General features: G+C 73.6%; 19 protein-coding genes. 14 read left to right on the top strand and 5 right to left on the bottom strand.

The genetic code is table 11. The features are described from left to right. Positions 1–31 precede the first annotated feature (31 nt). On the bottom strand, positions 32–553 hold the full coding sequence (locus O7599_RS03760) for a MarR family transcriptional regulator (protein WP_281620642.1): 522 nt from the start codon (positions 551–553) through the stop codon (positions 32–34). Between the two features lie 127 nt (positions 554–680). Here O7599_RS03760 and O7599_RS03755 point away from each other — a divergent pair, with 127 nt between their 5' ends. The 6 genes from O7599_RS03755 (at position 681) to O7599_RS03730 (ending at position 6,838) form a co-directional block, all read left to right on the top strand. Further along, positions 681–1,721: an SDR family NAD(P)-dependent oxidoreductase gene (locus tag O7599_RS03755; RefSeq protein WP_281620641.1), complete on the top strand. Its 1,041-nt coding sequence runs from the start codon at positions 681–683 to the stop codon at positions 1,719–1,721. 42 nt (positions 1,722–1,763) lie between these two features. Continuing rightward, complete coding sequence (locus O7599_RS03750; protein ID WP_281620640.1) at positions 1,764–2,552, top strand: SDR family oxidoreductase; 789 nt, start codon at positions 1,764–1,766, stop codon at positions 2,550–2,552. Positions 2,553–2,652: 100 nt separating this feature from the next. Then, positions 2,653–3,465 carry an SAM-dependent methyltransferase gene (locus O7599_RS03745; protein WP_281620639.1) on the top strand — a complete coding sequence of 271 codons (813 nt, stop codon included), beginning with the start codon at positions 2,653–2,655 and terminating at the stop codon, positions 3,463–3,465. A 122-nt stretch (positions 3,466–3,587) separates the two neighbouring features. Then, positions 3,588–4,499, top strand: coding sequence for a DUF5753 domain-containing protein (locus O7599_RS03740; protein ID WP_281620638.1), 912 nt, complete (start codon positions 3,588–3,590; stop codon positions 4,497–4,499). Between the two features lie 89 nt (positions 4,500–4,588). Further along, complete coding sequence (locus tag O7599_RS03735) at positions 4,589–6,019, top strand: NAD(P)/FAD-dependent oxidoreductase (RefSeq protein WP_281620637.1); 1,431 nt, start codon at positions 4,589–4,591, stop codon at positions 6,017–6,019. A gap of 102 nt (positions 6,020–6,121) precedes the next feature. Next, positions 6,122–6,838, top strand: a complete 717-nt coding sequence (locus O7599_RS03730) for a DinB family protein (protein WP_281620636.1) — start codon at positions 6,122–6,124, stop codon at positions 6,836–6,838. A 67-nt stretch (positions 6,839–6,905) separates the two neighbouring features. On the opposite strand, the gene O7599_RS03725 is transcribed toward O7599_RS03730, so the two are convergent. Then, positions 6,906–7,457, bottom strand: coding sequence for a TerB family tellurite resistance protein (locus tag O7599_RS03725; RefSeq protein ID WP_281620635.1), 552 nt, complete (start codon positions 7,455–7,457; stop codon positions 6,906–6,908). A 259-nt stretch (positions 7,458–7,716) separates the two neighbouring features. Between O7599_RS03725 and O7599_RS03720 the strand changes: the two genes are divergently transcribed. From O7599_RS03720 to O7599_RS03705, 4 genes are all read left to right on the top strand, one after another. Further along, complete coding sequence (locus O7599_RS03720; protein ID WP_281620634.1) at positions 7,717–8,994, top strand: cellulose-binding protein; 1,278 nt, start codon at positions 7,717–7,719, stop codon at positions 8,992–8,994. A 264-nt stretch (positions 8,995–9,258) separates the two neighbouring features. Then, positions 9,259–10,377 carry an FUSC family protein gene (locus O7599_RS03715; protein ID WP_281620633.1) on the top strand — a complete coding sequence of 373 codons (1,119 nt, stop codon included), beginning with the start codon at positions 9,259–9,261 and terminating at the stop codon, positions 10,375–10,377. A 214-nt stretch (positions 10,378–10,591) separates the two neighbouring features. Further along, positions 10,592–12,463 carry a transketolase gene (locus tag O7599_RS03710; protein ID WP_281620632.1) on the top strand — a complete coding sequence of 624 codons (1,872 nt, stop codon included), beginning with the start codon at positions 10,592–10,594 and terminating at the stop codon, positions 12,461–12,463. A 57-nt stretch (positions 12,464–12,520) separates the two neighbouring features. Then, positions 12,521–13,174, top strand: a complete 654-nt coding sequence (locus O7599_RS03705) for an endonuclease (RefSeq protein ID WP_281620631.1) — start codon at positions 12,521–12,523, stop codon at positions 13,172–13,174. A 128-nt stretch (positions 13,175–13,302) separates the two neighbouring features. Here the strand turns inward: O7599_RS03705 and O7599_RS03700 are convergent, their stop codons facing one another. Both O7599_RS03700 and O7599_RS03695 read right to left on the bottom strand, forming a co-directional pair. Beyond that, complete coding sequence (locus tag O7599_RS03700; RefSeq protein WP_281623268.1) at positions 13,303–13,857, bottom strand: DUF4360 domain-containing protein; 555 nt, start codon at positions 13,855–13,857, stop codon at positions 13,303–13,305. A 343-nt stretch (positions 13,858–14,200) separates the two neighbouring features. Then, positions 14,201–14,848 carry a DUF4360 domain-containing protein gene (locus tag O7599_RS03695; RefSeq protein ID WP_281620630.1) on the bottom strand — a complete coding sequence of 216 codons (648 nt, stop codon included), beginning with the start codon at positions 14,846–14,848 and terminating at the stop codon, positions 14,201–14,203. 665 nt (positions 14,849–15,513) lie between these two features. Between O7599_RS03695 and O7599_RS03690 the strand changes: the two genes are divergently transcribed. Further along, a complete protein-coding gene (locus O7599_RS03690; RefSeq protein ID WP_281620629.1) occupies positions 15,514–16,197 on the top strand; it encodes a GAF and ANTAR domain-containing protein in 684 nt (227 codons plus the stop codon). Between the two features lie 65 nt (positions 16,198–16,262). On the opposite strand, the gene O7599_RS03685 is transcribed toward O7599_RS03690, so the two are convergent. Further along, positions 16,263–16,637: a VOC family protein gene (locus O7599_RS03685; protein WP_281620628.1), complete on the bottom strand. Its 375-nt coding sequence runs from the start codon at positions 16,635–16,637 to the stop codon at positions 16,263–16,265. A gap of 165 nt (positions 16,638–16,802) precedes the next feature. On the opposite strand from O7599_RS03685, the gene O7599_RS03680 reads away from it, so the two are divergent. The 3 genes from O7599_RS03680 to O7599_RS03670 all read left to right on the top strand — a co-directional run bounded on the left by O7599_RS03680 (position 16,803) and on the right by O7599_RS03670 (position 20,045). After that, entirely contained in the window at positions 16,803–17,366 is a 564-nt protein-coding gene (locus tag O7599_RS03680; protein WP_281620627.1) for a GAF domain-containing protein, read from the top strand. Positions 17,367–17,395: 29 nt separating this feature from the next. After that, positions 17,396–18,418 (top strand): Ppx/GppA family phosphatase, encoded by a 1,023-nt coding sequence (locus tag O7599_RS03675; protein ID WP_281620626.1) that lies wholly within the window; start codon positions 17,396–17,398, stop codon positions 18,416–18,418. Between the two features lie 88 nt (positions 18,419–18,506). Further along, positions 18,507–20,045, top strand: a complete 1,539-nt coding sequence (locus O7599_RS03670; RefSeq protein ID WP_281620625.1) for an MFS transporter — start codon at positions 18,507–18,509, stop codon at positions 20,043–20,045. Positions 20,046–20,059 lie beyond the last annotated feature (14 nt).

Raw genomic sequence — 20,059 nt, 5'->3', positions numbered from 1 at the left:
CGTCGAAGGGCGGGGCGGTGGTGGCACCGGCTCAGAGGGCCGGTGCCTCGTCGTCGTCGGCGGTGTGCAGCGGAAGGTCACCGTCCGCGCCCCGGTCGCCGAGGCGGGCGGCGTCGTTGGCCGCCAGCGCCCGGCGCAGCAGGGACATCAACTGCTCCCGCTCCGGTGCGGACAACGCGGCGAGCAGCGGGCGCTGTGACTCCGCGGCCACCGGGCGGAGACGGTCGAGCAGCCGGCGCCCGGCCGGGGTGAGGGCGAGGCGGTGGCGGCGGCGGTCCGCGGGGTCGCGGGTACGGCTGACGAGGCCGCGCTCCTCCAGCAGGTCGATCCGGCCGACGAGATGGCTCTTGTCGAGGTCGAGGGCGTCGGCGACCTGCTGCTGCGACCGCGGTCCGGCGTCGCCGAGCGCGCAGAGGATCGCGTGGTGCACCAGGAGCAGTTCCTCGCGGGCCAGCACCTCCGCCAGCCGGCGGCGGCCGTAGCGGGAAACCTGGCCGGTCAGGTACGACGGCAGGTCGAGCAGCGACGGGGGGCGCGGCTCGGGCTGGTTCATCCTCCGGATCGTAGCCGGTGGCAAGGGCCCGGCGGGTCCGCTCCTTTACCGGGATTTTCGCCGGGTCCCGCGAGGCTTTCCGTAGCGATTCGCAACTGTTGCGAGTCACAACGGAATCGGAGTCGTCATGCCGACAGAACGGCACATCCAGCGCAGGACGGTGCTCGGCGGCGCGGTCGCGGCCGGCGCGGTCGCGGCGGCCGGGCCCCTGCCCGGCGCCACCGGCCGGCCCGCCGCCGCGGCGGACCGGCAGGAGGGGGCGGAAGAGCCGGGCCGCGGGGACCGCAAGGTGGCCCTGATCACCGGCACGAGCAGCGGTTTCGGCCATCTCACCGCACTCACGCTGGCCCGCGAGGGCCTGGCGGTGTTCGCCTCCATGCGCGACACCCGTGGCGCCAACGCGGCGGCGGCGCGCAAGCTCCGCACCCTCGCCGCGGAGGAGGACCTCGCCCTGCAGGTGGTCGACATCGACGTCCGCGACGACGACTCCGTCGCCCGCGGCGTCGAGCGCGTCCTGGGCCGCGCCGGCCGGGTCGACGTGCTGGTGAACAACGCGGGCGTCTTCTATCCCGCGATCCTGGAGACGCTCAGCGTCGACGACGTGCGCGCCGTGTTCGAGACCAACGTCTTCGGTCACCTGCGCATGAACCGCGCGGTGCTGCCGGCCATGCGCGCCCGGGGGGAGGGACTCGTGGTGCAGACGACGACGGCGCTCGGCCGGTTCGTGTTCCCCTTCATGGGCGCGTACGTCGGCACCAAGTGGGCGATGGAGGCGATGGCCGAGGCCTCGCGGTACGAACTGCGCAGGCTCGGCGTCGACGTCGTCATCGTCGAGCCCGGGGCGTACGACACGGACTTCGTCGCCCCCAACGCCGTCCGCTACTACGACCGGTACCTCCGCGGGCTCGACCGCGACGCCGCCCGGCGCCGTGCCGCGTACGGTGACCTGGCACGGCGTACGGAGGACCACCTCGTCGAGGAGCCGGGGCTCCCCGACCCGCAGGAGGTCGCCGACGCCATCGCCGGCCTGGTCCGCACGCCGAGCGCCGAGCGGCCGGTGCGGCTGCCGGTCGCGGGGGCGGCGGAGTTCCTCGGCGAGGTGCACACCGTGCACGCGGAGTTCCAGCGCGCGGTGCTGGAGGGTTCGGGGTACGGCGACCTGCTCTGACGGGCCCGGCCGCCGGTCCCGGACGACCGCTAGCCTGACCCGGTGACGCGATTCGAGGGGTACGCGGCGCTCGTCACGGGCGCCGGGCAGGGCATAGGCGAGGCCGTCGCGCGCCGGTTCGCCGCGGAGGGCGCGCGCGTGCTGGTCACCGACCGGGACGGCGGTCGCGCCGAGCGGGCCGCCGCGGCGATCCGCGCCGCCGGCGGCACCGCCGAGCCGCGGGCCTGCGACGTGACGGACGGCGAGGCGGTCCGGGCGGCGGTCGCGCACGCGGCGGACTCCTTCGGCGGCCTGCACGTGCTGGTCAACAACGCCTACGCCGTCCACCGCGACCCGCCCCGCTTCGAGGACTGGCGGGAGCCCGACTGGTACGAGGACTTCGAGGTCACCCTGCACGGCGCGGCGCGCTGCGCCCGCGCGGCGCTGCCGCTCCTGGCCGACGCACCCGGCCGGGCCGCGATCGTCAACATCGGCTCGGTCAACGCCGAACGCCACTACGGCGAGCACGCGTACAGCGCCGCCAAGGCCGCGCTCGCCTCCCTCACCCGCACCCTGGCCGTGGAGAGCGCGGCGCGCGGCGTGCGCGTGAACCTCGTCGAGCCCGGGACCGTCCGCACCGCCGTCTGGCAGGACCGGCCCGAGGTCCTGGCCCGGGTCGTGGAGCACTACCCGCTGGGCCGCGTCGGCGAACCGGACGACATCGCGGCGGCGGTGGCCTTCCTCGCCTCCCGCGACGCGGCGTGGATCACCGGCGTCGGCCTGCCGGTGGACGGCGGACTGCTGGCGAGCCACCTCGCGATGTCCCGCGGCATCGCGGGCGACGGGGCGTGACCGGACGTCCGGCGACCGGGCCCGCGGACGCGGGGTGACGGCGGGCCTCGGCTCGGCTACGTTGTCCGGGCCGCGCCCCCGACCCCGGACGGTGGAGTACATGTCAGAGGAAACATTCGACGACGGCGCCGAGCCGGTGGTCGTCGACACGTCGGTGCCGCACTCGGCGAGGATCTTCAACCACTGGATCGGCGGCAAGGACAACTACGCGCCGGACCGCGCCGCCAGCGCCCGCTTCCAGGAGGTCTTCCCGGAGATCATCGATCTGGCCCGCAGCGGGCGGCAGTTCCTCCGGCGGGTCGTCACCCACCTCGCCGGGGAGGCGGGCGTACGGCAGTTCCTGGACATCGGCACCGGCCTGCCCACCGCGGACAACACCCACGAGGTGGCCCAGCGGATCGCCCCCGAGTCCCGCATCGTCTACGTCGACAACGACAAGCTCGTCCTCGCCCACGCCCGCGGCCTGCTCACCAGCACCCGCGAGGGCGCGACCGCGTACCTCGACGCCGACGTGGAGGACCCCGAGGCGATACTCGCGGGCGCGGCGCGCACCCTGGACTTCGACCGGCCCGTCGCCGTCATCCTGATGGGCATCCTGGCGCACGTCGACGGCTACGAGCAGGCCCGGTCGGTGGTGCGGCGGCTGATGGACCCGCTGCCGTCCGGCAGTTACCTGGCGATACGGGACGGCGTCGACGGGAACGAGAAGTACACCCGGGCCATCGACGGCTACAACGCCACCGGCGCCGTGCCGTACCACCTGCGCACCGAGGCGGAGATAGCCGGCTACCTCGACGGTCTGGAACCGGTCGAGCCCGGCGTGGTGTCCTGCCCGCTGTGGCGGCCAGAGCCGGTGGACATCGGCAGCCCCGTCGAGATGGCGGTCCTGGGCGGGGTCGGCCGGAAACCGTAGGCGGGCACGCAAAGATCGGGCCATCGTGCGCATTTGCCCCCTGTGGCGGGTTACCCTTCGCCCGTAGCGTGAGTCTTGGTGGCGACGGCCCATCTGCGGAGGACCGAGCCTGCGGAGGACCGATGACGGTGCCGATGGCGGCAGTGCACGACCCGGGGATCCCGCTCACCGACCGGCAGGAGCGCGGCGGCAGGCCCGTCTGCAGGTCCGTGCTCGGCTCCCGGCTGCGCCGGCTCCGCCGGGACCGGGGCATCCAGTTGCAGGAGGCGGCCCGCGAGATCGGCGCCTCGGTCGCCAAGCTGTGCCGGCTGGAGCTGGGCCAGGGCGGCTGCAAGGACTACGACGTCGCCGCGCTGCTCGAGCTCTACGGCGTCGTCGACGACGCCGAGCTCGACGAGTACGCCGCGCTGGCCCGCGGCGCCAACGCGCCGAGCTGGTGGCAGGAGTACAGCGACCTGATACCCAGTCAGACGGAGACCCACCTCGGCCTGGAGGAGGCCGCCACGGTCATCCGCAGCTACCAGTCCCAGCGGATCCCGGACCTGCTCCAGACCGCCGCGTACGCCCGCGCGATCACCCGGCTCGGCTTCCCGCAGGACCCGGTGCGGACGGTGGAGCGCCGCCTGCACCTGCTCGAACGCCGCCAGCAGGCGCTCACCCGTGCGGACCCGCCGCGCTGCTGGGTGCTGCTCGACGAGGCGGCGCTCCGGCGCTCGGTCGGCGCCCCGGGGGTGATGGAGGACCAGTTGCGGCACCTGCTCCGGCTGCACCTCGAACACCCCACGGTCACCCTGGACGTGGTGCCGCTGGCGGCCGGCGGCACGGCGGCGGTGGCCCAGCCGCTGACGATGCTGCGGTTCGCCGAGCCCGAACTGCCGGACGTGGTCTGCCTGGACCAGCTCACCGGCACCGTGCGCATCGACAAGCCGAGCGAGGTCGACCGCTACCGCCTGGCGCTGGACAACCTCGCCGCGTCCACCGGCACCGGCACCGACGCCGCCGACTTCCTGGCCCGCGTGCTGCACGGCCACTGACGGCGCCGCTACGCCCGGCGCGTACCCCGCCGGGCGACACACCCCACCCGCCCTCTGTTCCGCGCGCACCCACCGGCCACACTGACCCCATGACGGAAACGGAATCCTTCGCGTACGACGTGGTCGTCCTCGGCGCCGGGCCGGTGGGTGAGAACGTCGCCGACCGCACCCGCGCCGCCGGTCTGTCCACCGCGGTCGTCGAGAGCGAACTCGTCGGCGGCGATTGCTCGTACTGGGCCTGCATGCCCAGCAAGGCCCTGCTGCGCCCGGTGCTCGCGCGCGCCGACGCCCGCCGGCTCCCCGGCCTGAGCCATCTGGTGGCCGGAGACCTCGACGCGGCCGCGGTCCTCGCCCGCCGGGACACGTACACCTCCCACTGGCAGGACGACGGCCAGGTCGCCTGGCTGGACGGCATCGGCGCCGACCTCTACCGCGGCCGGGGCCGCCTCGCCGGGCCGCGCACCGTGAGCGTGACCGACGCCGACGGCGTGGTACGGACGCTGACCGCCGGGCACGCCGTCGCGATCTGCACCGGCAGCCGCGCCGTGCTGCCCAACCTGCCGGGGATCGCCGACGTACAGCCGTGGACCAGCCGGGAGGCCACCAGCTCCGCGACCGTCCCCGGCCGGCTGATCATCGTCGGCGGCGGGGTGGTCGGCGTCGAGATGGCCACCGCCTGGCAGGCCCTCGGCTCCCAGGTCACCGTTCTCGTCCGCGGCGACGGCCTGCTGGACCGCATGGAGCCCTTCGCCGGCGAGCTGGTCACCGAGGCGCTGACCGAGGCCGGCGCGCAGGTGCGTACCCGCACCTCCGTCGCCTCCGTCGTCCGCGAGAACGGCACCGTCCGCGCGACCACCGACGCCGGCGACACCGTCGAGGCCGACGAGATCCTCTTCGCCACCGGCCGCGCGCCCCGTACCGAGGACATCGGCCTGGAGACCGTGGACCTGGAGCCCGGTTCCTGGCTGGCCGTGGACGACTCCCTGCGGGTCACGGGCAGCGAGTGGCTGTACGGGGTCGGGGACGTCAACCACCGCGCGCTGCTGACCCACCAGGGCAAGTACCAGGCCCGCATCGCGGGCGCCGCCATCGCCGCCCGCGCGCACGGCGTGCCGCTGCTGGAGTCGGACCCGTGGGGGGCGCACGCCGCGACCGCCGACCACGGCGCCGTCCCGCAGGTCGTCTTCGCCGACCCCGAGGCCGCGGCCGTCGGGATGTCGCTGGCCGAGGCGGTACGGGCCGGCCACCGGGTGCGCGCGGTGGACGTCGACATGGCCTCGGTCGCGGGCGCGGGGCTCTACGCGGACGGCTACCGCGGGCGGGCGCGCATGGTCGTCGACCTCGACGAGGAGTTCCTGCGGGGCGTCACGTTCGTCGGGCCGGGGGTGGGGGAGCTGATCCACTCGGCGACCATCGCCGTCGCGGGCCGGGTGCCGGTGAGCCGGCTGTGGCACGCGGTCCCGTCGTACCCGACGATCAGCGAGGTGTGGCTGCGGCTGCTGGAGGCGTACCGCGGCTGAGCGCGCCCCCGCCCGGAAAAATCCCGTCGCCCTCCGCGTACGCCGGCCGTTAGCCTCCGCGGAGCGCGGGCGCGGGACCTGCGGCCGCGGAGGGAGCCGGGGATGGCGCACGGGCATGCGGACAGCGGGCGGTTGCGCCTGCTGCTGGACCAGTTCGACGCGGCGAGGGAGGCGGCCGGGCTGCGGCTCGCCGGGCTCGGCGACGAGGAGTTCCGCTGGGAACCGGTGCCCGGCTGCTGGTCGGTCCGGCGGCGGGCCGAGGCGACGACGCCGCGGGCGTACGGGCCGGGGGAGTGGGTGCTCGACAAGGGCGCGGCGTCCATTCCCCCCAGCGAGTACGCCGGTGTCGCGCGGGACGTCGCCGAGGGCATGTCCGTCGAGAAGGTCGCCGCGGACTGGGAGGTGAGCGTCGAGCGGGTCCGCGAAGTCCTCGCCCACACCGGCCCGCTGGAGCCGGACGAGGCCCCGGTCACCACCATCGCCTGGCGGCTGGGACACCTCCACTCGGGCTTCGCCGGCGGCTGGGAGTGGACGTTCGGCGAGCGGCGCCGGGATCCCAGGCTGCTGGTCGACTTCACGCCGTCCGCGGAGCTCGCCGTCGCGCGGTTCTGGGCGGAGGTCGACCGCTGGCGCGACAGCGTCGCCACCGTCACCGAGGAGCAGTTGGACACGGTCGGCTTCTCGCAGTACCCCTACGCCTCCGACCCCGACGAGGCGTACGTCGACGTGCTGTGGGCGGGCAACCTGGAGTTCATCCACCACATGGCGGAGATCGCGCTGCTCCGCGACCTGTGGCGGGCCCGCTTCGGCGCGGCCTGAGCGGGCCTCGCGTGCCTCGTGCGCCCCGCGGAGCGTACGAGGCACGCGAACCGCGTACCGGCCGGTCTCAGATGCCGAACTCCGAGGGCGACAGCCCGAGCGCCGTGCACGCCTCGCGGATCACCTGCTGCTCCGCCGGGTCGATGTGGCCGTCGGCGCCCGCGATGACGAACCCGGTCTGGATCACCGCCCGCGCCTCCGCCGGCTTCTTCTTGGCCTTGGCGATCTCCTGCAGCGCCTCCGCCTTGCCCTGCTGGAAGTCGACCGTGAGCCGGTCCAGGTGCTTGGTGAACCGCTGCCGCAACTGCTCCGGCGGGAAGTTCTGCAGCACGTCGTTGCTCACGATCATCGACTCCATGCGCTCCCGCTCCGCGGGGTGCACGTGTCCGTCGGCGGCGGCCACCAGCGCGCAGACCGCCATGCTGGCGTCCCGGTACGCGCCGCTCTTCAGCTCCGTCTTCATCGAGCTGAGCTGCGTCTTGAACATGCTGACGAGCTGGGCCTTGGAACCACCGCCGCCCGAGCCCGTCGAGCCGGGGCCCTGGCTCCCGGACCGCGATCCGCCCCGGGATTGCTGCAGGCCCTTGGCCTGGTCCTTGATCCGATCAAACATCGACACTGAAATGCCACCTCGGGTTGCGGGCGTACCGCCCGACTCGTCGGTTCCGGTCGTCGTACCGAAGACCGCTGTACCGCGGTCAGTCTCTCAACGCCCCCGCGGGACGCTGAGGTTCCGCATCTACCCGTACGGGGGAACGGGAACCCCCGGCCGAAAGTTTCGTAATGATATTCGAAACTGGCTGAAAACCACTGTTGCCGTGTCGTGGGCCCCTCCCTACGGTGTGGGAGCGCTCCCATTCGGCTTGGAGGTACCCCCCATGCGCTTCCACCCGCTCCGCCGGTCCCGGCCGCTCACCTCCGCGGTCGCCGCCGTCGTGGCCGTCGCGGCGGTGCTCGCCGCCACCCTCGACGCCCGGCCGGGGGCCGCCGCCGACCGCATCGAGCCGGTCGCCCAGGTGGCGCCGGTCGAGGACGACGGCGCCGACTGCCCCGTCCCCAGCCCGCCCACGCCCTCGGACGCGCTGCTGCCCGATCCCTTCACGAAGCTGGACGGCACCCGGGTCACCGCCAGGTCCGACTGGCGCTGCCGGCGGGCCGAGATCAGGGAGCTGGCCGAGCGCACGGTCTACGGCCAGAAGCCGGCCAAGCCCGCGAGCGTCACCGGCAGCGTCTCGCGCACCGGGATCACCGTGAACGTCTCGGATCAGGGCCGCAGCGCGAGCTTCTCGGCCAGCGTCGACCTGCCCGGGGGCACCGGACCGTTCCCCGCGGTCGTTGTCTACGGCGGCTTCGGCGCGGACACCGCCGCCATCAAGGCCGCGGGCGCCGCCGTCGTCAACTTCGACCCGTACGCCGTGGGCCGCGAGGGCACCCCGCGCAACAACAAGCAGGGCGCCTTCTACAGCGTCTACGGCTCCTCCAGCAGCACCGGGCTGCTCATGGCCTGGGCCTGGGGCGTCAGCCGCATCATCGACGTCATCGAGCAGTCCGACGGCAGCGTGCTGCGGGCGGACGCGACGGGCGTCACCGGCTGTTCGCGGTTCGGCAAGGGCGCCTTCGTGGCCGGCGCGTTCGACCAGCGCATCGCGCTGACGATGCCGGTCGAGTCGGGCTCCGCGGGCGCACCCGCCTTCCGCAGCGTCGCGCGGGAGAGCGGCGCGCAGCCGCTGAGCAGCGCGTACGGGGAACAGCCCTGGCTGGGCGACGCCTTCGGCTCGTACACGGGCAACCCGGCGCAACTGCCGGTGGACACCCACGAGATGGTCGGCATGGTCGCGCCGCGCGGGCTGTTCCTCATGGAGAACCCGCACGTGGACTGGCTCGGCGCCAGGTCCGGCAGCGTGGCGGCGCTCGGCGGCGCGGAGGTCTACAAGGCGCTCGGCGCCGGACAGAACATCAGTTACTGGTCCGACGTGCAGGACGGGACCCACTGCGCGTCGCGGTCCGAGTGGCGCGGCCCGCTGCAGCAGAGCATCGCGACGTTCCTGCACGGTACGGGCAGCGCCCCCGGCGTGTTCCGGATCTCGCCGAGGAAGGCCGGCAACCTCGCGGAGTGGCGCACCTGGCAGACCCCGGTCCTCACCGACGGCGGCTGACCCCGCCGGACCCCCCACGCCACCCCCTCGGCCTACGCGGACCCGAGGGGGTGGCTCGCGTGCGGCGAGCGGCGGCGGTCTCTGTGAGACCTTGTGCTTGACCACCTGCGCCGCGGCGGACCGCCACGGCGCTCACCGCGCGCGACGCCACCGGGAGGAGCGCTGAAGTCCTACGCAGCCGACACCGTCAGACGGCGCCCGCGCCTGGCCGGCCTCGTCGAGCGGCTCCGTGCGCCCACCGTGGCGCAGACGCTGCGCGGTGCCATGGCCGCCACGATCGCGTACGTCGTCGCCCTCCAGCTCACCAGCGGCCCCAAGCCGCTGACCGCACCGCTGACGGCGCTGCTCGTCGTCCAGGTGACCTTCTACGCCACGCTCACCACCGGCATCCGGCGCGTCACCGCCGTCGTGGTCGGCGTGCTCATCGCCAGCGGGTTCAGCGCGCTGGTCGGGCTGAGCTGGTGGAGCCTGGGGCTGATCATCCTCAGCTCGCTGATCGCGGGGCGCATCGTGCGGGTGAGCGAGTTCGTGCCCGAGGTCGCGATCAGCGCGATGCTCGTCCTCGGCGTCAGCCACGTGGGGGACACGGCGTTCACCCGGATTCTGGAGACGCTCACCGGCGCCGTCGTGGGCCTGACGTTCAACCTCGTGCTGGCGCCCCCGGTCTGGGTGGAGAGCGCCGGCGACGCCATCGAGGACCTGGCCCGCCGGATGCGCCGCCTCCTGCTGCGCAGTGCGGACCAGCTCACCGCCGTCACCTCGCCCGCGGTGGCCTTCGACCGGCTGCACGCGGCGCGCGACCTGGACGACTTCGTCGGCGACGTCGACACCTCGCTGCGCCGCGCCGAGGACAGCCTGCGGCTCAACCCCCGGGTGAGCGAGGGCCTGATGCACCGGGTGGTGCTGCGCACCGGGCTGGACACGCTGGAGATCTGCGCGGTGGTGGTGCGCGTGCTCACCCGGGGCCTGGCGGACCTGGCGACGGCCCGGCGGGCGGAGGAGCCCCTGTTCCCCCGCGAAACGGGTGCGGCCCTGGAGGACCTGCTCGGCTACATCGGCGACGCGCTGGTGAGCTTCGCACAACTGGTCTCGACCGAGGTCTCCGCGAGCGCCGAGACGGCGGCCGGCCGCCTGGAGGCGGACCTCGCGGCGGCCCATGCCGTACGCGGCCGGGTGGAGGCCCTGCTGCTCGACACCGCGGAGCGCGACGAGGAGAACTGGTTCCTGTACGGCGCGCTGCTCGCCGACGTCAAGCGGATCCTCGACGAGCTGGACACCGAGCACCGGTCCGCGCGGCTGCTGGAGGGCCTGGACCGCAGCGGGCGCGACTACCGCGAACAGATCCCCCGCCTGTCCCGCCTGATGGACTGGCTCACCCGCTGACCGCCGCCCCCGCCGCCGCCTCGGGGAACGTACGCGGCGTACCCACCCGGCTACGGGCACCGCGGGCACCCCGCGAGATCGGCCGTTAGCACCCGCCGGGGCGTGGTACCCGCCCCGCAGAACCGACAAAGCGGACGGCATGTCCGTCCCGGCGAGCGGGCTCTCCGTCGTGCCCGCGGGACGGACGGCACCCAGCACGGACAAGGAGAACGACATGACCGCCGCCGACGTGGACCTGCAACTGCCCACCGCGCTCGGCCGCCAGTTGCGCGTGGACGCCATACGGGCCGCCGCCGCCGCCGGATCCGGCCACCCGACCTCGTCGATGTCCGCGGCCGACCTGATGGCCGTGCTGCTGGAAGGCCACCTGCGCTACGACGTCGACCGGCCCGACCACCCCGGAGCGGACCGCCTGGTCCTCTCCAAGGGGCACGCCTCTCCGCTGCTGTACGCGGCGCTCAAGGCGGCCGGCGCCATCGACGACGAGGAGCTGCTGACGTTCAGGAAGCGGGGCAGCAGGCTCGAAGGCCACCCGACTCCGGTGCTGCCGTGGGTCGACGTGGCCACCGGGTCCCTCGGGCAGGGGCCGGCCATCGGCGTCGGCATGGCGCTGGCGGGCAAGCGGCTCGGCCACCTGCCGTACCGGGTCTGGGTGCTGTGCGGCGACAGCGAGATGGCCGAGGGCGCGGTCTGGGAGGCGTTCGAGCACGCCGGGTACGAGCACCTGGGCAACCTCACCCTGATCATCGACGTGAACCGGCTCGGCCAGCGCGGGCCCACCCGGCACGGCTGGGACCTGGACGCGTACGCCCGCCGGGCGGAGGCGTTCGGCTGGCACACCGTCGAGGTCGACGGGCACGACCCGGCCGCCGTCGACGCCGCGTACAACGAGGCGGAGGCGGTGAGCGACCGGCCGACCGCCGTCATCGCCCACACCGTCAAGGGCAGCGGGGTCTCCGCGGTCGCGAACCGCGAGGGCATGCACGGCAAGCCGCTGCCCGACCCCGAGGCGGCCATCGCCGAGCTGGGCGGCACCAGCGCCCTGCGCGTCGAGCCGCGGCGCCCGGCGCCCGTCCCCGTGTCGCCGCCGGTGACCCAGCCGCACCTGGAGCTGCCGCGCTACGACGTGGGCGACTCGGTGGCGACGCGCGACGCGTTCGGGCAGGCCCTGGCCGCGCTCGGCACGGCGCGGCCGGACGTCGTCGCGCTGGACGGCGAGGTCGGCGACTCCACGCGGGCCGAGTTCTTCGCGAAGGAGCACCCCGAGCGGTACTTCGAGTGCTACATCGCCGAACAGCAGCTCGTCGCGGCGGCCGTCGGCATGCAGGCGCTCGGCTGGGTGCCGTTCGCGGCCACCTTCGCCGCCTTCCTGACCCGCGCCCACGACTTCGTGCGCATGGCCGCCGTCAGCCGGGCGAACGTCAACCTGGTCGGCTCGCACGCCGGCGTCGCCATCGGCGAGGACGGCCCGTCGCAGATGGGCCTGGAGGACCTGGCGATGTTCCGCGCCGTGCACGGCAGCACGGTTCTGCACCCCTGCGACGCCAACCAGACCGCCCGGCTCGTCGCCGCCATGGCGGACGACGACACGGCGGGCGTGCGCTACCTGCGCACCATGCGCGGCGGCCGGCCCGTCCTCTACGGGCCCGACGAGGACTTCCCCGTCGGCGGCAGCAAGCTGCTGCGCTCCTCGCCCACGGACCGGGTGACGATCGCCGCGGCCGGGGTGGTCGTGCACGAGGCGCTGGCCGCCGCCGACGCGCTGGCCGGAGAGGGCATCGGCGCGCGGGTGCTCGACCTGTACTCCGTCAAGCCCGTCGACGTCGCCGCCGTCCGCGCCGCGGCGGAGCTGACCGGCCGGGTGCTCACCGTGGAGGACCATCACCCGGAGGGCGGCCTGGGCGACGCGGTGGCCGAGGCGTTCGACGACGGCCGCCCCGTACCGCGGCTCGCCCGGCTGGCGGTACGCACCATGCCCGGCTCGGCGACGGGGACGGAGCAGCTCGCGGCGGCGGGCATCGACGCGGCGGCGGTCGCGGCGGCGGCCCGCGACCTCGTCGCGGCGGACGGCGCCCGGGCGGCCTGACGGGCCACCGGACAGAACACCGGACAGAACGGACCCGAGCCGGCGGAGGACGGAACCGTGACGAAGACCGAGACCCGCACAGTGGACGCGCTCCTCGACGCGTACGGACGCACGTACGCCGAGGACGCGGGCATTCGCCTGCAGAACACCCCGCAGCCCCTCTACCAACTGCTCGTGCTCTCCTGTCTGCTCAGCGCCCGGATCCGGGCGAGCGTGGCGCTCGCCGCGGCCCGCGCGCTGTTCGACGCCGGGATGCGCGGCCCCCGCGCGATGGCCGACGCCACCTGGCAGCAGCGGGTCGACGCCCTCGGCGAGGGCGGCTACCGCCGCTACGACGAGCGCACCGCCACGCAGCTCGGCGACGGCGCCCGGCTGCTGCTCGACACCTACCGGGGCGACCTGCGCGGGCTGCGCCGCGAGGCGGACGGCGACGTCCGGCGGCTCGCGGAGCTGCTGCAGCGGGTTCCCGGCCTCGGGCCGGCGGGCGCGGCGATCTTCCTGCGCGAGGTCCAGGGCGTGTGGCCGGAGGCCGCGCCGTACGTCGACGCCAAGGTCGTGCAGGGCGCCGGCCGCGTGGACCTGCCGAAGGACCCGTCCCGGCTCGCCCGGCTCGTACGCGAGCCGCAACTGCCGCCGTTCACGGCGGCGCTGGTGCGGTGTGCGCTGGACAAGGGCGTGGCGGAGGAGGTCAGGGAGCACGCACGCGCCTGAGCGTGCGCGCGGCGGAGCGGGTCACCCTCGGAACCCCCGCCCGCCCCCGCGCCCGCGCCGGGACCCGGGCGAGAACGCCCCGGGCTGCTCCCGCCGGCGCGGGCGCGGGTTTCACCGATGTCGGCGGATCAGTCCTCGCCCGGCAGGCACTCGCGCCAGGCGACGTGGTACGTGGTTTCGATCTCTCCGTCCGTCGAGTCCATGGACAGCAGGCTGGTGGTCGTCCTGGGGTCCGACGTGCCGGCGTTGACGCGCAGCTCCGTGTTGATGTTGAAGTTGCGGATCTCCCCGCACGGCGCCCAGACGAGCGACTCCAGGTCGGTCACGTCGGTCGTGGTCCAGTTGTCGTCCATCGGCCCGTTGAAGTTGTGCGTGAAGGTGTCGGTGTCGGGCGAACCCTGGAAGTAGTACGACGCCTTCTCGATGCCGGTCGCGCCGGGCTCCAGGTAGCCGTACCCCCGGTAGTCGACGCTGGCGATGGCGTAGGTGAAGCCGTGGGGCACCTTGACTGCCAGGTTGAGCTGGCAGTTCTTGCGGAAGTCGGTGGCGGTCGCGCCGACGCCGACCAGGGCCATGTACTCGCTGTACGTCACGGTGAACGCCTGATTGTCCGCGGAGACCGCGATGGCGGCGCTGCCCGGCTCGCAGCCGGTGCCGTTGACGGTGAGTACCTGGATCGCCATCTGATCGGGCGGTACGTCTTCGAAGTACGGCGGCGTCGCGATATCGTGGGACGGCGACGCGATGGGGCTGCTGACGGTCGCGGCCAGTAATGCTGCCAGGACACTGCCTGCGACAAGGGTCATGGTTCTCCAATCGGTCGGGTGGACCGTATCCGGGCACGGCAATGCCAGGAACGGGCCATGCGGGCGGAGTCTGGCGAGCGGGCGGCAAACGGGTCCGCTACGCCGGATTCCGTCAAGGCGCGCACCGGCGGCATGCCGGCGCGAAATGCCGAACGGGCGGGAATTCAGTCGCCGTCTCCGAAGGCGTACCGCGGGTATGGTGCTTACCTGTCGCGGTAATTCAGCACTCCTTCCACGCCAGGTGGTACTTCGTGCTCACCGCGCTGTCCGTGGAGTCCATCGTCATCAGGCTGGTCGCCCGCGGGTCGGAGGAACCGCGGTACACCCGGAGTTCGGTGTTGACGTTGAAGTTCCGCTGTTCCCCGCAGGGGGCCCAGACCAGCTCGGCCCACTCCTTGGAGTCGGTCACCTGCCAGTTGTCGTCGTACGGACCCTCGAAGGACTCGGTGCTCGTGGTCGTCTGCGACGACCCCATGTGGTAGTACGACGCCTGCTCCAGGCCGGACGCGCCGTGCGCCAGGTACGCGTAGCCGCGGTAGTCCACGCTCTGGATCGCGTACGTGAACCCCGAGGGGACGTCCAGGACCAGGCTGAGCTGGCAGTTCTTGCGGAAGTCGACGGGGCCGGCGCCGGCGCCGGCCGCCGCCAGGTAGTCGCTGTAGGTCACCGTGAACGCCGTGTTGTCGGCGTTCGCCGCGACCGCCGCCGTGCCGGCGGAGCAGCCCGAACCGTTGATGGTCTGGATGCCGACCTTGATCTGCTCGGCGGGTCCGTCGGCCGGCTCCTCTGCAGCCGACGCGGTCTGGGCGGACAGGGTGGTGGCGACTAAGGCCGCCAATGCTCCACCGGCGATCAGCTTTCCGGACATGGTTCTCCTATCCTGGTCTCCGGGCCGGGCCCGGGCGAAACCGGTGCCGGCCACACTGAATGCGGGCACGGGAGAGCCGGATGACGGCTCGCGAAAGGAACGTGTGCCACGGGTGGGTCGAGACGGTGCAGCCGCTCCCGAGGGTGAGGAGGGGCGTGGAGAAGAGCTCCCGGGCGCCCGCGGGCGCGAGGGTGAAGAAAGGGGAGAGCGGCTTCGGGGGCTGGGAAGCATTCGTGCGGAACACGGGTGGTGGAGGTGCCGTAGCGAATGCATCCCCGACCTCAATGGCGCGTGAGGTGGGAGCGGTCTCATGTTAGGACCGGGTAAAGCTTGTGTGAAGAGGAATTTCGCCACGACGGACAGGGAGTCCGAAACAAGTTCTCGCCGGGCTTGGCACCATGTCATCGGCTGTCAAGTTGACGCGCGTTGACGCACGGAATACGCGACGGTACGGGAATTAGCTCTGCCCGTGTGCCGTCCGGGCTGCCGGAGTCTGGCCAGAATCAACCCATTCGCCGCCGCGGTCGGGCGCCGGGGTCGCCCGTCCCGCGCCGGCCCGGGAGTGCGCGGCCGTCTTCACCTGCCGGCCCGGGCGGGGTGGCAGGATGGGCCGGCCGGGTAGCGCACGCGGGCGTGCGGCGGCCAGAGGTGAGGGTGAGGGCGGCATGGACTGGCAGGAGTTCGCAGAGCGCTTGGCGGAGCTGGCCCGGGAGCTGCTGGCGGAGGAGTCGCTGAACGGGACGCTCGAGCGGATCACCGCCGCGGCCGTCGAGCTGGTGGAACACTGCGACGCCGCGGGCATCATGCTGGTGCACGGCGACCGGGTGGAATCGGTCGCCCCGACCGCGCAGGTGGTCCGTGAGAGCGACGGCATCCAGCACCGCGTACAGGAAGGCCCGTGCTACGACGCCGTCCAGCACAGCGAGCGGGTGTTCCGGGTGCCCGACTTCACGCGGTCGCAGCCGCGCTGGCCGCGCTACGCGCCCGAGGCCCGCAGGCTGGGGCTGGGCAGCATGATGGGGTTCCTGCTGTACACCGAGGACCAGGAACTCGGCGCACTGAACATCTACTCCCGCCGTCCCGGCGTGTTCGGCCGCACCAGTGAGACCGCCGGCTGGGTCCTCGCCTCGCACGCCGCCGTGGCCTTCGCCAGCGCGCGCACCCACGTGCAGTTGCAGCAGGCGCTGTCCACGCGGCACACCATCGGCGAGGCCATGGGCATCCTCATGGGCAGCGGCAACCTCACCGAGGAGCAGGCGTTCGACGTCCTGCGCCGCTACTCGCAGGAGAACAACGTCAAGCTCCGCGAGGTCGCCCAGCGCGTCTGCGAGGCCGGCAACCTGTCCTGACCGGCCCGCCGGCGCCCCCGCCCGCGGTTGCGCCCGCGCCCGTCGGCCGTCTCCCGGACCGGCGCTCACGCCCCGTGGACGAAGCAGAACGGATGCCCGGCCGGATCCGCGTACACGCGGAACTCCCGCCTGCCCCCGTCGTCGTCCAGGTCCAGCGGCCTGGCACCCAGCTCCAGGGCGTGCCGCTCCGCGGCGTCGACGTCCGTCACCCGCAGGTCCAGATGGAGCTGCTGCGAGTTGTCGTCGGCCCGCGGCCAGCTCGGCGGGCGCAGCCCGGGAGCGCGCTGGAACGCGAGCCGGGTGCCGTCCGCCGCGAAGAGGTCGCACCAGTCGTCGCTGTACGGCTTCACCTCGCCGCCGAGCAGTCCCCGGTAGAACTCGGCGAGCTGCCGCGGCTCCGGACAGTCCAGCGCGACCAGGCAGAACGTGGCGACCGGCATGACGACCTCCTCGACGGGGGCGTGACGCACCGCGAGTGCCCGGCGCGGCGCGCGTCAATCCCCGCGCACGGATCCGGATCTTGCCGGTGCGGGAGGGACTGAATTCCGCAGCGGGGGTACTTGTGCCGGGACCGGCACACGTCGACGCGGCTGCGAGTGAGAGGAATGATCGATCGCTTCTCCGTCCGCCACGCGGTGTTCGACACCGCGGTCGGCAGCGGACCGGGTGAGCTGCCCGGCCGGTTGTGCCGGCTGCTCCGTACCGACCTGGGCATGGACGCGGTGACGATCTCGCTGCTCAGCCACACGCCGTACCGGCAGGTGTGCTGCGCCTCCGACCTGCGGGCGCTGAGCCTGGAGCTGCTTCAGTACGAACTGGGCGAGGGCCCGTCCGTCAGCGCGTCCGCCCTGGGCCGCCCCGTCGTCGCCGACGACCTGCGCGCGGACGAGGGGCGCTGGCCGGTGTTCGGGCCGCGGGCGCGGGCGCGGCTGCCGGCCGCGGGCGCGCTGTACGCCTTCCCGCTACGGTTCCGGCGGCGCGTCCTGGGCTCGGTCGGCCTGGTCAGACGCACGCCCGGCGCACTGTCGGAGGAGGAGCACGCGCTGTGCGCCGCCGCGGCCGACGCCGTGGCCGTCGTGCTGCTCGACGACTTCCACCGGCTGCTCCGCGACCCCCGGCCGGCCCCGTGGCACCCGGGTAGACCGCGCCTGAAGAGGAAGGATGTCTAAGCGACCGCCGTGCGGGGTACTCACGGCTGATGAGGGTGGGCGTGATCGATGCGGGTTCGAACACGGTGCGGCTGGTCGTCGCGGACGCGGACGGGCAGGTGCCGCTGCCGGTGCACACCTCCAAGAGGCGACTGCGGCTGGCGGAGTACGTGGACGCCGACGGGCGGCTCGGCGACCGGGCCGTCGGGGAACTGGCCGCCGCCGTCGCCGCCGCACGTGCCGAGGCCCGGCGCTGGGGCGTGGCGGAGCCGTTCGTCTTCGCCACCGCGGTCGTACGCGACGCCCCCAACGCCCGCGACATCTGCCGCACCGTCCACGAGCGCGCCGACGTGGTCCTGCAACTGCTGCCCGGCGAGAAGGAGGCGGAGCTGACGTTCCTCGCGGCCCGCCGGTGGATGGGCTGGCGCGCCGGGCCCATGGCCGTACTCGACATCGGCGGCGGCTCGTTCGAGGTCGCCTGCGGCCGCAGCCGGCTGCCCGACTTCGCCGTCGCCCTCCCGCTGGGCGCCGCCCGTCTGACCCGCGAGTTCTTCGCCAAGCACGACCCGCCGCCGCCGGCCCTGGTCAAGGCCGTACGCCGGCACGTGCGGCACCGGCTGCGCGACGTGGCCGCGCGCATCCGCTGGGAGTCGCCCCGCACCACCGTCGTCACCTCGCGCACCATGCAGCAGCTCGCCCGCCTGTGCGGCGCTCCACCCGGCCGGCACGGTCCGTTCGTCCCGCGCACGATGGCGCAGGAGGACCTCCGCCGGGCCGTCAGGCAACTGCGGAAGCTGCCCGCGGCCGAACGCGCCAAGCTGCCCGGCATCTCACCCGCGCGCGCCAGGCAGTCGCTGGCCGGCGCCGTGGTCGCGCACACCGCGATGAAGCTGATGAGCATCGACGTGGTCACGGTCTGCCCCTGGGCCATCCGCGAGGGCATCCTGCTGCGCACCGTCGAGGAGGGCAGCGTGGGCTGGTGGACCGCCCCGGCCGGCGACGAGGCCTGCGTACCGGGGCGTCCGGGCCTCGGGTTCGACCCGATCCGCTCACAGGTCAACCTGGCGAACTGAGCCGGGCCCACCCCTCCCGCGGCCCAACCGGCGGCCATGGCGGCGCGTTGACCGGGTTGGGGGCAAGCGGCGTGGTACCCCGGATCTCATGGACGCAGAGGCCCAGAACAACGACGGCGGTGCGACGCTGGATCCCGCGGCCCGAAGACGCCACCCCATTCTCTTCCGCGTGGCGCAGGCCAAGCTGCGGCCCAGGTGGCGGCTGCGGGACATCACCGTCACCGAGGAGTCCGAGATCCGCCGCGCCGTGCGCGCCGCCGCGCTGGGCAACGCGATGGAATGGTTCGACTACGGCATCTACGCCTATCTGGCCGTCACCCTCGGCAACGTCTTCTATTCCGGCGCAGGCGAGGGAACCCAGACGATGCTGTCGCTGGCGACCTTCGCGATCTCCTTCGCCGTACGCCCGCTGGGCGGCGCCTTCTTCGGCCCGCTCGGCGACCGCGTCGGCCGCAAGCAGGTACTGGCGCTGACGATGATCCTCATGGCCTCGGCCACCTTCTCCATCGGCCTGATCCCGAGCTACGACACCATCGGCCTGTGGGCGCCGCTGCTGCTCATCGTGGCCCGGCTGATGCAGGGCTTCTCCACCGGCGGCGAGTACGGCGGCGCGGCGACCTTCATCGCCGAGTACGCACCCGACAAGCGGCGCGGCTACTTCGGCAGCTTCCTGGAGCTGGGCACCCTCGCCGGCTACATCGGCGCCTCCGGGCTGGTCCTGGTGCTCACGGCAGGCATCGGCGAGGACGCGATGGCCTCCTGGGGCTGGCGCATCCCGTTCCTCGTCGGCGGGCCGCTCGGCGCGATCGGCCTGTATCTGCGGCTGCGGCTGGAGGAGACGCCCGCGTTCGTCAAGACCGAGGCGGGCCGGGCCACCGTGGCGGAGGTGACGGGCGAGGCGCCGGCCGGCGGCGAGGAGCGGAAGACCGAGGGGAAGCAGGGGCCGGGGGAGCTCCGGCGGATCCTGGCGGGGCAGCCGCGGACGCTGGCGCTGTGCATCGCGCTGGTGGCGGCGTACAACGTGGCCAACTACATGCTGCTCACGTACATGCCGACGTATCTCACCGAGGCCCTGGACTGGCCGCGGACCGGGCAGCTCGCCGTCGTCATCGCCACCATGGTCGCGATGGTCGCCGTCGTCACGTTCGTCGGCCGCTCCAACGACCGCCTCGGGCGCAAGCCGCTGCTGATGACCGGGATGGTCGGGTTCCTGGTGGTGACGGCGCCGGCCTACGCCCTGGTCCGGCAGGGCTCCGCCCTCGCCGTCTTCGGCGGCATGCTGCTGCTCGGCGGCAGCCTCATCTGTCTGCAGGGCACCATGTCGGCGACGCTGCCGGCGCTCTTCCCCACGGAGGTGCGCTACGGCTCCCTCGCCATCGGCTACAACATCTCCGTCGCGGTCTTCGGCGGCACCACCCCCGCGGTCATCGAAGCGCTGGTGCACCTCCTGGACACGCCGATGGCGGCCGCGTACTACACGATGGCCTTCGCCGTCGTCGGCATCGTCTCCGTGTCGCTGCTGAAGGAGACCGCCGGGCTGCCGCTGCGGGGCTCCCCGCCGGCCGTGGCGACGGCGGCGGAGGCCGAGGAGCTGGTGCGCGCCCAGCGCCGGAACATCGCCTCCTGACCGCCGCCGTGGCG

Source organism: Streptomyces sp. WMMC500, assembly GCF_027497195.1.
GTDB lineage: Bacteria > Actinomycetota > Actinomycetes > Streptomycetales > Streptomycetaceae > Streptomyces.
This window is presented reverse-complemented; position numbering and strand designations above follow the sequence as displayed.

Excerpts from the sequence above, each read along its gene's own strand:
- O7599_RS03670 (WP_281620625.1), top strand. The coding sequence starts at position 18,507 with ATGGACGCAGAGGCCCAGAACAACGACGGCGGTGCGACGCTGGATCCC.
- O7599_RS03675 (WP_281620626.1), top strand. The coding sequence starts at position 17,396 with ATGAGGGTGGGCGTGATCGATGCGGGTTCGAACACGGTGCGGCTGGTC.
- O7599_RS03740 (WP_281620638.1), top strand. The coding sequence starts at position 3,588 with ATGACGGTGCCGATGGCGGCAGTGCACGACCCGGGGATCCCGCTCACC.
- O7599_RS03680 (WP_281620627.1), top strand. The coding sequence starts at position 16,803 with ATGATCGATCGCTTCTCCGTCCGCCACGCGGTGTTCGACACCGCGGTC.
- O7599_RS03745 (WP_281620639.1), top strand. The coding sequence starts at position 2,653 with ATGTCAGAGGAAACATTCGACGACGGCGCCGAGCCGGTGGTCGTCGAC.
- O7599_RS03730 (WP_281620636.1), top strand. The coding sequence starts at position 6,122 with ATGGCGCACGGGCATGCGGACAGCGGGCGGTTGCGCCTGCTGCTGGAC.
- O7599_RS03755 (WP_281620641.1), top strand. The coding sequence starts at position 681 with ATGCCGACAGAACGGCACATCCAGCGCAGGACGGTGCTCGGCGGCGCG.
- O7599_RS03715 (WP_281620633.1), top strand. The coding sequence starts at position 9,259 with ATGGCCGCCACGATCGCGTACGTCGTCGCCCTCCAGCTCACCAGCGGC.
- O7599_RS03720 (WP_281620634.1), top strand. The coding sequence starts at position 7,717 with ATGCGCTTCCACCCGCTCCGCCGGTCCCGGCCGCTCACCTCCGCGGTC.
- O7599_RS03710 (WP_281620632.1), top strand. The coding sequence starts at position 10,592 with ATGACCGCCGCCGACGTGGACCTGCAACTGCCCACCGCGCTCGGCCGC.
- O7599_RS03685 (WP_281620628.1), bottom strand. The coding sequence starts at position 16,637 with ATGCCGGTCGCCACGTTCTGCCTGGTCGCGCTGGACTGTCCGGAGCCG.
- O7599_RS03735 (WP_281620637.1), top strand. The coding sequence starts at position 4,589 with ATGACGGAAACGGAATCCTTCGCGTACGACGTGGTCGTCCTCGGCGCC.
- O7599_RS03690 (WP_281620629.1), top strand. The coding sequence starts at position 15,514 with ATGGACTGGCAGGAGTTCGCAGAGCGCTTGGCGGAGCTGGCCCGGGAG.
- O7599_RS03700 (WP_281623268.1), bottom strand. The coding sequence starts at position 13,857 with ATGGCGATCCAGGTACTCACCGTCAACGGCACCGGCTGCGAGCCGGGC.
- O7599_RS03695 (WP_281620630.1), bottom strand. The coding sequence starts at position 14,848 with ATGTCCGGAAAGCTGATCGCCGGTGGAGCATTGGCGGCCTTAGTCGCC.
- O7599_RS03760 (WP_281620642.1), bottom strand. The coding sequence starts at position 553 with ATGAACCAGCCCGAGCCGCGCCCCCCGTCGCTGCTCGACCTGCCGTCG.